The organism is Micromonospora sp. FIMYZ51 (genome assembly GCF_038246755.1).
Classification (GTDB): Bacteria; Actinomycetota; Actinomycetes; order Mycobacteriales; family Micromonosporaceae; genus Micromonospora.
This window is the reverse complement of record NZ_CP134706.1, coordinates 252,191-266,887: the sequence shown is the minus strand read 5'-3', so window position 1 is coordinate 266,887 and position 14,697 is coordinate 252,191. Positions and strand designations below refer to the sequence as shown.

Sequence of the window (14,697 nt, the reverse complement as noted above, 5' to 3'; positions counted from 1 at the left end):
CGCTGGGGCCGGTTTCACTGCGCCGTCAGGCCGCCGTCGACCGGCAGGTCGACACCGGTGATGAAGCTCGCCTCGTCGGAGAGGAGGAAGCGGACCGCGTACGCGATGTCCTCGGGCTGACCGAGCCGCCCGACGGGCACCTGCGCGACCAGCCGGGCCTCCAACGCCGCGATGCCGCTCGCGTCCGCCTTCGGGCCGACCACCTGCGTCATCCGGTTGCGCATCGGTCCGGGGTGCACGCTGTTGACCCGGATGCCCTGGGCGGCGAACTCGGTGGCCGCCGACTTGCTGAGCAGCCGCATGCCGCCCTTGGACGCCTGGTACGCGGTGCCGCCGCCCCGGCCGACCAGCCCGTCGACCGAGCCGACGTTGACGATCGAGCCGCCACCGGCCGCGCGCATCGCCGGCACGGCCGCCTTCACGCCCAGCCAGGCACCGGTCAGGTTGATCCGCAGGGTGCGTTCCCAGACCTCCAGTGCGGTGGTCTCGGCACCGGCCCGGCTCAGCACCGCCGCGTAGTTGGCCAGCCCGGTCAGCCGGCCGTACTCGGCGACGGTGCGGTCGACCAGCTGCTGCCAGGACTCCTCGTCGGCGATGTCGGTCGGCACCGCGAGGGCGCTGCCACCAGCTCCGGTGATCTCGTCGGCCACCTCGGCCAGGGCGTCGGCGGAAAGATCGGCCAGGACCACTGCCGCACCGGAGGCGGCGAACAGCCGGGCGGCCACCCGGCCCTGCGCCCCGGCGGCACCCGCCACGATCACCACTTTTCCCGTGAGTGTCATCGCTGGCTCACCGTGACCTCTCCCTCGTCGCAGGCACGCCGGATGGCGTCCAGCGTCAACGCGTTGTCCAGGGCGTCCGTCGGCGTGATCCGCTGCGGTACGCCGTCGAGCACCACTGCGGCGAAGTGGTCGATCTCCGCCTCGTACTGGTCCACGAAGGGCGTGGACTCACTGGTCCAGGTGCCGTCCGGGAGCTGCCGCTCGATGTCGAAGGGCGCCTGTGCGGCGCGGATGCGGAATGCGTTCGACATCCGGATCCGTCCGCCGGTGCCGAGGATCTCGACCTGGCCGCCGCCCGGGACGTCAAGCGCGGCGTAGAACTGGCCGGTCACCCCGTTGTCGAAGGTCACCTGACCGGAGACGGTGGTCTCGACCGCCCGCCCCGGCGCGGAACTGCACCAGCTGCGGACCGACACCGCCCGGCCGCCCGCGTAGGTGCGCAGCCCGCTCACGCAGTACGCCCCGAGGTCGCTGATCACCCCGCCGCCGAGGTCGGGGTTGAGGCGCAGGTCCTCGTCCACCGATCCGCTGCGCACGTCACCGGCGGCGGCCAGGTCGAACGTGTACGTGGCCCGGACCAGCCGAAGCTCACCGAGGGCGCCGTCGGCGAGCATGGCGAGCACCTTCTCCACCCGTGGGTGGAAGCGCCACATGAACGCCTCCATCAGCACCCGGTCCGCCCGGCTCGCGGCGGTGTTCATCCGGCGTACGTCGTCGGCGCTCATCGCCATCGGCTTCTCGCACAGCACGTGCTTGCCGGCCTCCAGCGCGGCGATCGCCCAGTCGACGTGCAGGGCGTTCGGCACCGCCACGTAGACGGCGTCGACCTCGGGGTCGGCCAGCACCTGCGGGTAGGAGTCGTAGGCGACCGGGGCGTCCAGGGCAGCGGCAAGCTTCTCGGCCGCGTCCAGGCGCCGGCTGGCCACCGCCCGCACCGTGTTGCGGGGCGAGCGCAGCATCGCCGGCCCCATCTCGGCTTCGACGATCTTGGCTGCGCCGAGGATGCCCCAGCGGAGGACGTCGCTCATCGGTAGTGCTCCCTCAACTCGATCGCGCAGCCGTGGGCTGCGGCGGGATGCAGGTAGGCGACCCAGCCGTGCGGGCTGCGCCACGGTTCGGCGTCCACCATCCGGACTCCCCGGTCGGTGAGCCGGCGTACGGCGCCGTGGATGTCGGCCAGCTCGTAGCAGACGTGGTGCAGGCCCTCGCCGCGCTTGTCCAGGAAGCGCGACAGCGGCCCGGTGTCGGTGGTGGGCGCGAGCAGCTCGACCTTGCCGGTGCCGGCTTGCAGGAACTGCACGGCGGTGTCCCGGCCCTCGAGTTCGACCCGGTCGCCCTCGACGGTCATGCCCAGTTCCTCGACGTAGAACTGCACGGCGGCGTCCAGCGAGCGGACCACCAGGCCGACGTGGTCGATGCCGCGCACGGTGGCGCCTTCGGGTGGCATGGCGATTCCCTTCTCAGTGGACGCCGGCGTTGGCCAGGCGGAGCATGTAGCGCTGGGAGAAGCCGAACATCAGCAGCATCGGCAGGGCGCCGACGATGGAGGCGGCGGCCATCGGGCCGACCAGCGAGAGGTAGTCCTGCTGGAAGGTGGTGACGTAGACCGGGAAGGTCATCGTCGCCGGGCCGGCCAGGGTCGCCACCACGATGTAGTCGACGAAGATCAGCAGTGCGGCGAGGATGCCGGTGGCCGCGATGCCCGGACGGGCGATCGGCAGCACCACCGAGAAGAAGGTACGCAGCACCCCGGCGCCGTCCACCCCGGCCGCCTCCTCCACCTGCACCGGTACGGCGTCGAAGAAGACCCGCATGGTCCAGATGCAGTACGGCAGGGCCAGCGGCACCAGCGCGATGATCACACCGGTCATGGTGTTGAGCAGCTCGGCCTTGCTGAAGATGACGTAGTAGGGCATCACCAGCGCCACCGGCGGCACGCCGCGCAGGACGAAGGACATCATGTAGAGGCCCCGCCCCATCCGCTTGTGTTGCAGGTGGGACAGCCCGTACGCGGCCGGCACCGCGAAGATCAGTGCCAGGACGGTCGACGCCACCGTGATCACCACGCTGTTGATCAGCGACGGCCAGATCATGTTCGCGCCGCTCAGCACCGACATGAAGTTCGTGCTGGTAAGCGTGTCCGGAATGGAGAAGCCGTCAAGCGTGCTGCCGTTCGGGGTGAACGCCACGGCGAACAGGAAGTACAGCGGCAGCAGTACCCAGGCCAGGATGATCGTCAGCAGGATGCCCTTGACGATCGTGGCCGGCTGGATCGCCCGTACCCGGTTCACGACAGTGCCCCCTTGTCCTGCGTACGCTGCCAGTAGAGGACCGCGCCGATGGAGAGCGCCGAGGAGATCATCAGCATCACGATCGCCAGCGCGGAGCCGAAGCCGTAGTTGAGGAACTTGAACGCCTGCTCGTAGATGTAGGTGCTCATCAGGTGGGTGCTGTTCTGCGGACCGCCCTGGGTCATCACCCAGACGAACGGGAACGACAGGAACGAGTCGACCGCCTTGAAGCTCAGCGTCACGAAGATGATCGGGCGCATCAGCGGCAGGATGATGTGCCACAGCCGCTGCCAGTAGCCGGCGCCGTCCACCTGGGAGGCTTCGAGCGCGCTGCGGTCCAGGTAGTCCAGGCCGCCGGAGAGCAGCAGGAAGACCCAGGGCGACCAGGCCCAGATGACGGTGATGATGATCGCCCAGAGGGCCAGGTTCGGGTTGCCGAGCGGCGGGTCGATCAGGCCGTCCAGGTTCAGCGAGCGGAGGAACTGCTCGTTCGGCGGCGCCCACATGGTGGTCCGCCAGAACACCGCCGCGCCGGTCGGGATGAGCAGGATCGGCAGCATGAAGATCATCCGGAAGACCTTCGCCGTACGCGGCTTCATCTCGAACAGCAGCAGCGCCTGCGTCATGCCGAGCACGAAGTCGACGGCGATGACCACGAAGACGTAGAGCAGCGTACGGAGCAGCGACTTGATGAACTCCGGGTCGCCACCGGAGAAGATGTTGGCGTAGTTGGCCAGTCCGATGAACTCGTCCATGCCGCGGGCCAGGTCGTAGTGCCGGAGGCTGAGGTAGAACGTGTACGCCAGCGGCAGGACGATGAGCAGCAGGATCGCGATGCCCGACGGAAGCAGGAACCAGTAGTACCGGCGGTCCCGCTGACGGGCCTGCGTGCTGCCCCGGCGCTTGGGCCGGTCGGCAACGGCAGCAGGTGTGCCGGACGAGGGCGCCTCTGCATCGACGGTGGTGCTGTTACCGGCCATGGCGTCCACCTCCTCCTCGGTGAGATGTGGTCGGTACGGGTGAGAGCGGGCGGTGCCGACGGGCCAGGGACAGGCCCGCCGGCACCGGCGGGTCCGTTACTGGACCAGACCCGAGTCCACGGCTTCCTTCTGGATGGCCTCGCCGCTCTGCTTCGCGTACTCCTCGGGCGTCAGGTTGCCCTGGTAGAGCCGGTCGACGAGCGGGATGTTGATCTTCTGGCGCATCCGGCCGGTGGCCGTGGTGACCTTGTACGGCTTGTTGTTCGACACCGCGTCGGCGACGCCCTGCGGGACCACGCCCTGCTCCACCGACCAGGCCAGCAGGTTCTGGTCGGTCGGCACGTACACGCCCTGGCCCTTGGTCAGTGCGAGCTTCTGGTTCTCCTCGGACATCACCCACTGCATGAAGGTCCAGGAGGCGTCCTTGTTCTTGCTGCACTCGGGGATGCCGCGACCCCAGTAGAAGGTGATGCCGCCCGCGCCCTCGACGAAGCTCGGCGGCTCGAAGGAACCGGTCTTACCGATCTTGGAGACCACCTCCTGCGCGGAGAACTGCGCCCACGGCAGGTAGATGTGGTCGTAGATCATGGCCGCGTTGCCGGCCGTGTAGAACGAGGTCGCCTCACCGGTGGCCATCGAGGTGACCTCGCGGGGCGCGTACCCCTTGTTGATCAGATCGATCAGCCAGCGCGCCGACTCGACCACCTTCGCCTGGTTGGCGGTGTTCGACGGGCCCCAGAGGGCGTTGTCGTCGTCCGCCTGGTAGCCGTTGACGCCGTGCCGGAAGATCACGTCGGCAAGCGTGGTCTCGCCCGAGTCGCCCTGGCCGGAGAAGACGATGCCGTACTTGGTGCCCCGGTTGGTGAAGAACTCCGCCAGGTCGACGATCTGGTCCGGCGTGGTCGGCGGGGTGGGGATGTCGTAGCCGTACTTGGCCCGGAAGTCGGCCTTGTTCTTGTCGTCGGTGAACAGGTCCTCGCGGTAGGCGACGCCCTTGGCCCCGGAGTAGAACGGGTAGTAGGCGACCTTGCCGTCGAACTCCATGGCGCCCTTGGTCCAGCCGACCTGGGCACCGAACAGCTCCTCGGCGCTGGAGCCGCTCTTGGTCAGGTACGGCGCCAGGTCAGCCATCTTCGGAGCCGCACCGGCCAGGGCGCCGTCGAGCAGCTCGACGTTGTCGTAGGTGCAGGCGCCGACGGTGACATCCCGCTGGAAGGCGCCCTCGATGTCGGTGGTCGCGACCTGGTCCAGCTGGACCGTGATGCCGGTCTCGGCCGTGAACTCAGGCAGCTTGTCCCAGACCGGGTTGAACTGCTGGTGGCCGGAGCTGACCAGGACCTTGATGGTGGTGCCGTCGCCGTCGGACTGGCCGGCACCGGAGGTGGAACAGGCCGCTAGCGGTAGTGCCACGACCAGCGATGCCGCGAGGGCGGCACCGCGGAACAGGACGCGCTGAGTCATGGTGGAGCCTTTCGACTGCCCCAGAGCCGCGGGGGAAGTTGCGGGTTCAAATAGGGGGATATGCCGTTACCTGTGCATCTCGACCCAGACCGACAACTCGGGCTGGGACCAGGTCCGCGCGAACTCGACCGGATGGTTGGCGACGTCGCGGGACAGCCGCTCGCTGGCGAGCAGTGGTGTAGCGAAGGGCACCCCGAGCAGCTCGGCATGCCACTTCCCGGCCGCGACGGCGAAGAGGCGCTGTTCCGCTCGGTCGAGCGTCACGCCGGCGTCGGCGAGGTACTGGTAGAGCGATCGGTCGGTCAGGTCGTCCCGAGCCAGCGCCGGGGCGAACTTGATGGGGATGAAGACCTGCTGTAGTGACGCGGGCGTTCCGTCCACCGTCCGGACCCGGAGCAGCTCGACGACCCGGCCGTGCCACGACATGGCCAGTGCCTCGGCCACGTCCCGGTCCGGCTGGACCTCGCACTGCCTGATGACCTGCCCGCGGACGATCGCACCGCCCAGCTCCTCGCTGAAGCTCTGCAACCGTGTCGCGGAGCGGGCCATCGGCCGCGTACGGACGACGAATGTTCCCGACCCACGCCGGCGCACCACCAGCCCGTCCCGGACGAGTCCGTCGATGGCGTGCCGCACGGTCATGTGCGCCACCCCGAAGCGTTCGACGAGTTCCCGCTCGGTGGGCATCCGGTCGCCCGGAGCCAGAGCCCCGCGCTCCAACTCCTGGCGCAATGCGTGGCGGATTCGTTGGTAGCTCGGGAGCGCAACGTCAGCCATGCATCGCGACCTATACTCTAGTTATCTAGATAACTTGCAAGGAACCTAAGACCTGGTGAACGGCGTGTCAAGAGGTTGTTTCAAGCCCGTCTCACCAGCGGTGGAGCATCCTGTGAAGGCGTTCACGATTGTTCTAGACAACTAGGCGACAGGGGTTAAGCTGACCCCACTCGCCGGCAGCCGCGACTCCCCCGCGCCAACGCTGACCGGTCCCCGCTGAGCATCCGCGAGCAGCTGCGGCCCGCGCACCGGCCCGGCCTCGTCCCGCATTCCCCTCAACCGGAAGAGAGTCGACGTGACCAGCAAGAAGACCGGCGGCCAGGTAGTGGTCGAGATGCTGCGATCCCTCGGCGTCGAGTACGTCTTCGGCGTCGTGGGCGGGCAGACCCTGGCGATCACCGACGCCATCATCGACACCGACGGGATCGAGTTCGTGCACACCCGCCACGAGGGCGCCGCCGCCGTCATGGCCGACGCCTACGGGCGACTCACCGGCCAGCCCGCGGCCTGCATCGCCACCACCGGGCCGGGCGCGACAAACCTCATCACCGGCGTCGGCGGCGCCTTCCGGGACTCCAGCCCGGCGTTCATCCTCACCTGCAACAACAACGGCGAGAACATCCACAAGGACGACGCCCAGAACGCCGACCACGTCGAGCTGTTCAAGTCGTTGACCAAGTACAGCCGGCTCGTCGCGCACGCCAACGGCATCAAGCAGGCGATGGAGGAGGCGTACGTCAACGCCGTCACCGGCAACCCGGGCCCGGTCCACCTGGACTTCGCCCGCGACACCATCGAAGGTCTGATCGACAACCCGCCGGTCGTCCCGGGTACGCACCCGGCCCGCAAGTGGACCGGCGAGCGGCCCAGCCCCAACCCGCTGGCCGTGGCCCGCGCCGCCGAACGCCTGCTGGCCGCCGAACGGCCGGTCATCTGGCTCGGCAACGGCGGCAACCGTTCCCGCGCCAGCGAGGACGTGCTGGCCCTCGCCGACGCGCTGAACATCCCGGTCGTCACCACGTTCAACGGCATCGGCGCGGTGCGCACCAACCACCCGCTGGTCTTCGGTGCGGTCAGCCGGATGGGCACAAACCTCTCCACCCGGGTGTTGACCGACGCCGACCTGGTGCTGGCGCTCGGCAACAGCCTCAACGCCGTCTCCACCACCCGCTGGCGTCGCCAACTGCCCGAGGTGATCCAGGTCGACGTGGACCCGGCGATGATCGGCCGCTACTACGGCGAGATCACCGACGGCATCGTCGGCGACCTCGGCGCGTTCGCCCGGGACCTGCTCGTCGCCGTAGGCGACCGGGCCGCCGGGGCCAGGGCGTCCCGGGCCGAATGGGTCGCCGGGCTACAGGCCGCCGAAGCCGAGTGGTGGGCGGACGCCGAGGTCAAGGACGCCTCGCCGAAGGGCGTGCTCTCCCCCGCCGACATCGTCCGGGCGCTGCGGTCGGTGGCCCCGGAGAACACCCTGCTCATCCCGGACGCCGGCAACCCGGGCGTGTGGTCCTTCCTCTGGGAGATCACCCAGCCGAACACGTACATCAAGCCGGTCGGCTTCGGCAACATGGGCTTCGCGCTGCCGTCGGCCATCGCCGCCACCCTGATCGACCCGGATCGTCCGGTGCTGGCGCTGATCGGCGACGGCTCGCTGGGCATGAGTCTGGGGGAGCTGGAGACGTTGGCCCGGGTCGGTGGCAAGGTGTGTGTGGTGGTGCTCAACGACTCGAGTTACGGCAACATCCGCCAAGAGCAGGTGCTGCACTTCAACGGCCGCACCATCGGCGTCGACTTCAACACCGTCGACTTCGGCACGGTGGCCCGGGGCATGGGCGTCGACGGCGAGGTGATCACCAACCTGGACGCGCTCTGCCAGCGGGTGCGCAAGGTGTTCGAGGGCAACACCCCGGCCGTACTCGACGTGCCGATCGACCGGGACGTCAACGCCTGGACCTTCCCGTCCTTCGCCCCGTACCAGGCCGGGAAGTGACAAGCGCCGTACTCGCCGTCGACGTCGGCTCCTCGGCGATCCGAGCGGCCGTCGTCGACGGGTCCGGCGTGGTCCGCGCCGAGCACCGCACCGAACGGCAGGACGCCGGCTCGGGACTGACCTTCGACGCCGAGCTGCTCTGGCAGCAGGTCGTGCGGACCATCGGCGCGGTCACCGGCGGGCACGCCGACGACATCCGGGGCATCGGCATCGCCGGGCACATCGGCACCGTCCTGATCGACCGGTCGCTCGCGCCGGTCGGCCCGGCGCACGGCTGGGCGGACAGCGCCGGGCTCGCCGAGCTGCGGAACCGGCTCGGCGAGCGGACGGCCGACCTGCTGCGCGACAGCGGCCGGCCGACGGTCACCGGCGGTGCCCTGGCCGCCCTGCTCCACCTGCGGACGACCGACCCGCAGGCGTACGCGCGGGTGGCGTACGCCCTGCACCCGAAGGACTTCCTGATCGCCCGGATGACCGGGGTGGTCGCCACCGACCACACAAGCGCCGCGTACTTCGGGGCCAGCGCCGTGCGGAAGCGGGACTGGTCGGTCGCGGCCATCGAGGCGGTCGGCGTACGCCCGGAGCTGTTCCCGCCGCAGCAAGCCGCCACCGACGTGATCGGCGGTACGACCGCCAGCGTCGGCCGGCTGCTCGGCCTGCCCCGGGAGGTGCCGGTGGTCGGTGGTGGGCCGGACGGGACGGTCGGCGCCACCCTCGTCGCCGGCACCCGCACCGACGCGATAGCCGACATCGCCGGCACCACCGACGTGCTGGTCCGGGTGCTCGACCAGCCGACCGATCCGCCACCGGGGGCGACCCTCAACCCGTACACCGCCGGTGGACGCTGGACGATCGGCGGCGCGACCGGGATGACCGGCGGGGCCGCCGCCTGGTGGGCCCGGCTGCTCGGGCATCCCGGACCGGCCGTGGCGATCGACCGGCTCGGCGCGGAGATGGACCGGATCGGGCCCGGTGCCGGCGGGGTGCTCGCCGACCCGAATCTCTCCGGAAGCCGGTTCCCACGCTGGCAGCCCGCCACCCGGGGCTCGCTGGCCGGGCTGCACGCCGACCACGGCCCGGCGCACGTCTTCCTGGCCGTGCTGGAGGCCGTCGCCTACGGCGTCCGGGAGGGAGTCGACCGGCTCACCGGCGACGATCCCCGGCTGTCCATCGTGCTGGCTGGCGGCACCGCCCGCTCGGAGCGGCTGGCCCGGCTCCGCGCCGACGTGCTCGGCCGCGAGGTCGCGGTCTGCACCGAGCCGGACGTCAGCCTCAAGGGCGCCGCGCTGCTCGCGCTCACCGGCACCGGCGGCCTGCCCCTGGACGAGCAGGCCCGGCTGCTGCGCGGCCCGCTGCACACCTACGCACCCGACCCGGCCCGGGTCGAGCGGTACGCCGACCTCTACCGCCGCTGGCGGACGGCCACCGAAGGAGAATCATGACCAGCATCATCGCCAGCCCGGCCGACCTGTTGGCCCGACTGTTGCCGGCCCATCCCGGCGGTGGGCTGAGGGTCACCGACCCGGCCACCGGCCAGGTCGTCGCCACGGTGCTCGACGGTGGCACCGCCGACGCCACCGCCGCGGTCGACGCCGCCGCGCGGGCCTTCCCGGCCTGGGCAGCCACGCCGGCACGGCACCGCTCCGACGTGCTGCTCCGGGCGTACCAGCTGATGACCGAGCGCAGTGCCGACCTGGCGGAGCTGATCTGCCTGGAGAACGGCAAGTCGCGGGCGGACGCGCTCGCCGAGGTCGGGTACGCGGCCGACTTCTTCCGCTGGTCCGCCGAGGAGGCGGTACGCAGCGACGGCGATTTCACCCCGACCCCGACGGGCGGCGCGCGGGCGATCGTGACGACCCGACCGGTGGGCGTGTCGGCCCTGGTCACGCCCTGGAACTTCCCGGCGGCCATGATCACCCGCAAGGCCGGTCCAGCGCTGGCGGCCGGCTGCACGGTGGTCATCAAGCCGGCCTCGGAGACCCCGCTGACCGCGTACGCGCTGGCCCGGATCCTCACCGAGGCCGGGCTGCCGCCGGAGGCCGTGACGGTCGTGCCGACCAGCTCGGCCGCCACGGTCGTGGGCGCCTGGCTGCGCGACGCGCGGGTCCGCAAGCTCTCCTTCACCGGCTCCACGCCGGTCGGCCGGCGGCTGCTCGCCCAGGCCGCAGAGCGGGTCGTGAACACCTCGATGGAACTCGGTGGCAACGCGCCATTCGTGGTGGCCGCCGACGCCGACCTGGACGCCGCGGTGGCCGGCGCGATGATCGCGAAGTTCCGCAACGGCGGGCAGGCGTGCACCGCGGCCAACCGGTTCTACGTGCACGCCGAGGTGATCGGGGAGTTCACCGAGCGGTTCGGGGCGGCCACCGCCGCGCTCACGGTCGGCCCGGCCGCCTCCGGGGCCCAGATCGGGCCGCTGATCAGCGCTCGCGCCGTCGAAGGGGTGGACGCGCTGGTGCAGGACGCGCTGGCCCGGGGGGCCCGGATCAGCCACCGGGCACCGGCACCGGAGGGCGACTGCTACTACCCGCCCACCGTGCTGCGGGACGTGCCGCCCGACGCCGACGTGGTCACCGAGGAGATCTTCGGGCCGGTCGCACCGATCGTCGCCTGGCAGACCGAGGACGAGTTGCTGATCATGCTCAACGGGACCGAGTTGGGGCTGGCCGCGTACGTCTTCTCGGCCGACCTGCGGTGGGCGCTGAAGCTGGCCGAGGCGACCGAGGCCGGCATGGTCGGGGTCAACCGGGGCGTGGTCTCCGACGCCGCGTACCCGTTCGGCGGGGTCAAGCAGAGCGGCATCGGGCGGGAGGGCGGCCGGGACGGGCTGCGCGCGTACCAGGAGACGCAGTACCTCAGCGTCGACTGGAGGTAGCTGCCGGTTTCGCCCGGCTCAGCTCGCCTCGATCCGCTGGGCCAGCGGGAAACCCTTGCGGGTCCAGCTCTTCACGAACTCGATCGGCACGTTCCGCTTCGAGTACGTCGTACGACGGATCGTCAACAATGGGCTGCCGGCCTTCTCGTCGAGGAGGCCGGCCAGCTTCTTGGTGGCCAGCGTCGCCGAGATGATCTGGTTGGCCCAGCCGAGTTCCACGCCGTACCGCTCGGTCAGCGTCCGGTAGAGCGAGCCCTCCACCAACTCCTCGCGGGCCAGCCCCGGCGCCACCGTGAACGGGATCCAGGCTTCCTGGTACGTGGCCGGGACACCGTCGACCAGCCGGACCCGGGCCAGCCGCACGAACCGGGTGGCCCGGGCGCTGGCCAGTTCCTCGGTCACCTCGGTGGGCGCGGAGGAGGTGCTCTCCTGGGCCACGATGCGGCTCTCCACCACGGCACCGTCGGTGCCGATCTCAGCCGCGAACGACCGCAGGCCGTTCATGCCACGCAGATGCCCCGGCGCGTCCCGGACGTAGCTGCCGCTGCCCTGGTGTCGGACAATGACTTTGGCATTCTCCAGCTGGTCCATCGCCTGGCGGACGGTCATCCGGCTCACGCCGTAGCGCGCCGCCATCTCGGCCTCACTGGGCAACTGACTGGAGACCGGCAGCGCACCGCTGGTGATCTGGGCCAGCAGATCGTCCGCGATGACGCGATAGATCGGCACGCGAGCCATGGCCCCCACCCTGTCCTTCGGCAGACCTAGTTGTCTAGAACACCTACAGCATACTGTCCGGTTTGAATCAGCGTTACCCCCACTCCTCGGCGCTCGGCCCCGCGAGCCGGAGCGACGCGCGCTGAGTTCCGGCGTTCGGGTAACGTGATGACCCACGGGCCGTTAGCTCAATGGCAGAGCTGAGGACTTTTAATCCTTAGGTTCTGGGTTCGAGTCCCAGGCGGCCCACCGACGCACCATTGTGCGAAGCGGTGGTTGTTCATCTGAGTGCCCCCGTCCGGGTTGGGCGGGGGCATCGTCGTGTCGGTGGCGATCTTGAAGACGGGTACGACGCCCTGGTCGGTGATCCGGACTTCGGCGATGAGGGTCTCGATGGCGGCCTTGCGTTCGGTGGTCGTGCCGCTGGCCATGATGGTGGTGAGGTGCTCGCGGATCCGGGTGATGGTGGCGGGCGACGGTGGCGTCGTCCTGTCGCCGAGAATCTGTTGCTCGCTGAGGGGCTGGCGGGTCGGGCTTGACGCGCCGCCGAGGTCCGTGGTGTACCAGCCAGTGGAGTCGTGGATCGCCCGAAGAGGCCGGGTCGCGACCGGGTTCAGATTGGCCATAATTCCAACCGGTCGCTAAAATGGCTACCATGGAGACCATTCCGATCACCGAAGCCAAGGCCCGGATCGCCGAGCTTGCCGACCGGGTCGCTCGGGAGCACGACCACTTCACGATCACCCGCAACGGACGCGCCGACGTAATGCTGATCTCGGTCGCCGAGTACGAGTCGATGCGGGAGACGCTCGACCTGCTCTCCGACGACGAGGCCCTCGCGGATCTACGCCAGTCGCGGGAGGATTTCGCGGCCGGTGACACGTTCTCGATGGACGAGGTTCGCGCTGAGCTGGAACGGCGTCGCGGTAGGGCGGCCTGATGCCTCCGCAGAGCGGGCGACGGGACGACACGCACGAGGCGACCAGCCCGTACACGGTGTTGTTCTCTCGGCAGGCCCGCCGCAACCTGCACGAGGACCTGCCGCTGGAAGTCGCGGTCGCGGCGACGGAGACCATCCAGCACGCGATTGCGGTGAATCCCTATCGGGCCGGCAAACCACTCGACGAGCCCTTCGACGGCTTTCACTCCGCCCGCCGCGGCACGTACCGAATCATCTACCGGATCAACGAAGCCAAGCGCGTCGTGGAGATCCACTCGATCCGCCACCGGCGCGACGCCTATCGCTTCTAGGCCACGGTTGGAATCGCGCTTCATTGGGCTGGCCTGCCCATTCGCAGCGGTAGCGGGGCACCGGCGATAGTCACCGACTGGTTCGCAGATGATGCCTCCGGCCCACCGAAACGGATACCCAACCGGAGGGTGAAGGTCGCAGAAGCGCAGGCCGCAACCCTGGTTGCAATGGCGGGCGGCGGTCGGGACTTTGCCACCAGGGTGGTGGGTTCGTGGGCCAGTTCTGGCCGGGGCTTGCTACAGGTGGTCCCGCGTCCTTGGCGCATTCGAGCAGCCGCCGGTCGTAGGTGACGAAGGCGGTCAGTGCCGTGCCGGACTCGTTGGTCAACACCTGGGCGGTGGCTAGGTGGATGGCGTCGAGGCTGCGGAGGGTCGGCTCGGCGAACGCGGCTCCGGTCGCACGGATCGTGCCGTCGATCTCCAGTCGGACCAGCCGTCCGACGGTGGCCGACACTCCGATCAACGCTTGCGGAGCTGATCGGCGCAACGCTGTGGGCACTTCCACCTCGACGAGGGCGGAGGAGACCAGCGGCACGTCATCGTACTGGTTGAGCCAGGAGACAAGGTCGACACTGCACGCCCCTGCCGAACCAGCTTGACGACGGCAGCTGAATCGAGATAGATCACCAGGCTCCTCGTCACGCATCGCGGCGAGCGAGGCGGCCACGTCCACATTTTCGTCACCGAGCTTCGGTGGAAGTGGCACAGAGCCGCCGCTGGTGGGGGCGACGGCTCGCCCTGCCGCTACCAACTTGGCCAGTATCGAACTGTCGTCGCCTACCGGAACAAGTCGGGCGATCGGGTGTCCGCGGTCGGTGATCTCGACGGTCTCGCCGCCGCTCACCCGAGCCAACACCTGGCTCGTGTTCTGGTTCAACTCCCGGACACCGATGCGTTCCATGGACACGAGGTAGAACTAAATGTTCTACCTTCCCAGCTCCTGGCGCCATCCGGGCCGCCCGTTCGCTGACTGAAGGCTCGACGAGGTCCGCGAGGTCGGCGAACAGCATGCGAACCGCCGGGTGAGCCACGTCGTGAACGTCGGTTTCGTCCAGGCATGGCCAATGGGCACGTGCGTGAAGTCTGGAATCGCGGCGGGCTGGAGTTCAGTTCGACGAGCGGCTCTTCTTGCAGCGCTCAGTATTCAGCGTTGCTATCTACTGGTACCTAGTGGTACTTTCTACCAGTAGTCAGCGTCACTTGGTAGCGAGGGGATGGCGACGTGGGCAACCAGATGACCGAGATGCTCAAGGGCACGCTCGAAGGCATTGTCCTGGCGATCCTGGCCCGCAGGTCCGCGTACGGCTACGAGATCACCGCGTGGCTGCGCGACCGCGGATTCTCGGACATCGCGGAAGGCACGATCTACGCGCTGCTCGTCCGCGTCGAGCAACGCGGCTTCGTGGACGTGGAGAAGGTTCCCTCCGAGAAGGGACCCCCGCGGAAGGTGTACACGCTCAACGCGAAGGGGCGGCAGCAGCTCGCCGAGTTCTGGGGGACGTGGAGCGTCCTCACGGAGCGCATCGCGCACCTTCGCGACACCGACGACCAGCACGACGAAGGAGCATGA

General features: G+C 69.4%; 15 protein-coding genes and 1 tRNA gene. 7 read left to right on the top strand and 9 right to left on the bottom strand.

What is annotated here, in order from left to right:
* Positions 1-14 precede the first annotated feature (14 nt).
* From QQG74_RS01310 to QQG74_RS01280, 7 genes are all read right to left on the bottom strand, one after another.
* On the bottom strand, positions 15-782 hold the full coding sequence (locus QQG74_RS01310) for an SDR family NAD(P)-dependent oxidoreductase (protein ID WP_341718470.1): 768 nt from the start codon (positions 780-782) through the stop codon (positions 15-17).
* The gene (locus QQG74_RS01305; protein ID WP_341718469.1) at positions 779-1,810 is read right to left on the bottom strand and encodes a Gfo/Idh/MocA family oxidoreductase; all 1,032 of its coding nucleotides are present in this window, start codon (positions 1,808-1,810) and stop codon (positions 779-781) included. Before QQG74_RS01305 ends, QQG74_RS01310 begins: the two co-directional genes overlap by 4 nt.
* On the bottom strand, positions 1,807-2,229 hold the full coding sequence (locus QQG74_RS01300) for a VOC family protein (protein ID WP_341718468.1): 423 nt from the start codon (positions 2,227-2,229) through the stop codon (positions 1,807-1,809). The genes QQG74_RS01305 and QQG74_RS01300 overlap by 4 nt, the downstream gene beginning before the upstream one ends.
* Before the next feature lie 13 nt (positions 2,230-2,242).
* Positions 2,243-3,073, bottom strand: coding sequence for a carbohydrate ABC transporter permease (locus QQG74_RS01295; protein ID WP_341718467.1), 831 nt, complete (start codon positions 3,071-3,073; stop codon positions 2,243-2,245).
* Positions 3,070-4,053, bottom strand: coding sequence for a sugar ABC transporter permease (locus QQG74_RS01290; RefSeq protein WP_341718466.1), 984 nt, complete (start codon positions 4,051-4,053; stop codon positions 3,070-3,072). The genes QQG74_RS01295 and QQG74_RS01290 overlap by 4 nt, the downstream gene beginning before the upstream one ends.
* Positions 4,054-4,149: 96 nt before the next feature.
* Positions 4,150-5,514: an extracellular solute-binding protein gene (locus tag QQG74_RS01285; protein WP_341718465.1), complete on the bottom strand. Its 1,365-nt coding sequence runs from the start codon at positions 5,512-5,514 to the stop codon at positions 4,150-4,152.
* 66 nt (positions 5,515-5,580) lie between these two features.
* A complete protein-coding gene (locus QQG74_RS01280; RefSeq protein ID WP_341718464.1) occupies positions 5,581-6,291 on the bottom strand; it encodes a GntR family transcriptional regulator in 711 nt (236 codons plus the stop codon).
* Positions 6,292-6,586: 295 nt separating this feature from the next.
* Between QQG74_RS01280 and QQG74_RS01275 the strand changes: the two genes are divergently transcribed.
* From QQG74_RS01275 to QQG74_RS01265, 3 genes are read left to right on the top strand one after another with little or no spacing between them, the layout of a single operon-like run.
* Entirely contained in the window at positions 6,587-8,284 is a 1,698-nt protein-coding gene (locus QQG74_RS01275; protein ID WP_341718463.1) for a thiamine pyrophosphate-binding protein, read from the top strand.
* Positions 8,281-9,726: an FGGY-family carbohydrate kinase gene (locus QQG74_RS01270; protein WP_341718462.1), complete on the top strand. Its 1,446-nt coding sequence runs from the start codon at positions 8,281-8,283 to the stop codon at positions 9,724-9,726. The genes QQG74_RS01275 and QQG74_RS01270 overlap by 4 nt, the downstream gene beginning before the upstream one ends.
* Entirely contained in the window at positions 9,723-11,159 is a 1,437-nt protein-coding gene (locus QQG74_RS01265; protein ID WP_341718461.1) for an NAD-dependent succinate-semialdehyde dehydrogenase, read from the top strand. The genes QQG74_RS01270 and QQG74_RS01265 overlap by 4 nt, the downstream gene beginning before the upstream one ends.
* An 18-nt stretch (positions 11,160-11,177) precedes the next feature.
* Here the strand turns inward: QQG74_RS01265 and QQG74_RS01260 are convergent, their stop codons facing one another.
* A complete protein-coding gene (locus QQG74_RS01260) occupies positions 11,178-11,897 on the bottom strand; it encodes a GntR family transcriptional regulator (RefSeq protein ID WP_341718460.1) in 720 nt (239 codons plus the stop codon).
* 156 nt (positions 11,898-12,053) lie between these two features.
* Between QQG74_RS01260 and QQG74_RS01255 the strand changes: the two genes are divergently transcribed.
* The 3 genes from QQG74_RS01255 to QQG74_RS01245 all read left to right on the top strand — a co-directional run bounded on the left by QQG74_RS01255 (position 12,054) and on the right by QQG74_RS01245 (position 13,127).
* Positions 12,054-12,125: transfer RNA gene (locus QQG74_RS01255), tRNA-Lys, on the top strand.
* Between the two features lie 406 nt (positions 12,126-12,531).
* Entirely contained in the window at positions 12,532-12,816 is a 285-nt protein-coding gene (locus QQG74_RS01250; RefSeq protein ID WP_332904308.1) for a type II toxin-antitoxin system Phd/YefM family antitoxin, read from the top strand.
* Entirely contained in the window at positions 12,816-13,127 is a 312-nt protein-coding gene (locus tag QQG74_RS01245) for a type II toxin-antitoxin system RelE/ParE family toxin (RefSeq protein WP_341718459.1), read from the top strand. Before QQG74_RS01250 ends, QQG74_RS01245 begins: the two co-directional genes overlap by 1 nt.
* A gap of 70 nt (positions 13,128-13,197) precedes the next feature.
* Here the strand turns inward: QQG74_RS01245 and QQG74_RS01240 are convergent, their stop codons facing one another.
* Positions 13,198-14,028 (bottom strand): type II toxin-antitoxin system prevent-host-death family antitoxin, encoded by an 831-nt coding sequence (locus tag QQG74_RS01240; RefSeq protein ID WP_341718458.1) that lies wholly within the window; start codon positions 14,026-14,028, stop codon positions 13,198-13,200.
* Between the two features lie 321 nt (positions 14,029-14,349).
* On the opposite strand from QQG74_RS01240, the gene QQG74_RS01235 reads away from it, so the two are divergent.
* On the top strand, positions 14,350-14,697 hold the full coding sequence (locus QQG74_RS01235) for a PadR family transcriptional regulator (RefSeq protein WP_341718457.1): 348 nt from the start codon (positions 14,350-14,352) through the stop codon (positions 14,695-14,697).

Excerpts from the sequence above, each read along its gene's own strand:
- QQG74_RS01305 (WP_341718469.1), bottom strand. The coding sequence starts at position 1,810 with ATGAGCGACGTCCTCCGCTGGGGCATCCTCGGCGCAGCCAAGATCGTC.
- QQG74_RS01280 (WP_341718464.1), bottom strand. The coding sequence starts at position 6,291 with ATGGCTGACGTTGCGCTCCCGAGCTACCAACGAATCCGCCACGCATTG.
- QQG74_RS01285 (WP_341718465.1), bottom strand. The coding sequence starts at position 5,514 with ATGACTCAGCGCGTCCTGTTCCGCGGTGCCGCCCTCGCGGCATCGCTG.
- QQG74_RS01265 (WP_341718461.1), top strand. The coding sequence starts at position 9,723 with ATGACCAGCATCATCGCCAGCCCGGCCGACCTGTTGGCCCGACTGTTG.
- QQG74_RS01240 (WP_341718458.1), bottom strand. The coding sequence starts at position 14,028 with ATGGAACGCATCGGTGTCCGGGAGTTGAACCAGAACACGAGCCAGGTG.
- QQG74_RS01250 (WP_332904308.1), top strand. The coding sequence starts at position 12,532 with ATGGAGACCATTCCGATCACCGAAGCCAAGGCCCGGATCGCCGAGCTT.
- QQG74_RS01260 (WP_341718460.1), bottom strand. The coding sequence starts at position 11,897 with ATGGCTCGCGTGCCGATCTATCGCGTCATCGCGGACGATCTGCTGGCC.
- QQG74_RS01300 (WP_341718468.1), bottom strand. The coding sequence starts at position 2,229 with ATGCCACCCGAAGGCGCCACCGTGCGCGGCATCGACCACGTCGGCCTG.
- QQG74_RS01310 (WP_341718470.1), bottom strand. The coding sequence starts at position 782 with ATGACACTCACGGGAAAAGTGGTGATCGTGGCGGGTGCCGCCGGGGCG.
- QQG74_RS01290 (WP_341718466.1), bottom strand. The coding sequence starts at position 4,053 with ATGGCCGGTAACAGCACCACCGTCGATGCAGAGGCGCCCTCGTCCGGC.
- QQG74_RS01245 (WP_341718459.1), top strand. The coding sequence starts at position 12,816 with ATGCCTCCGCAGAGCGGGCGACGGGACGACACGCACGAGGCGACCAGC.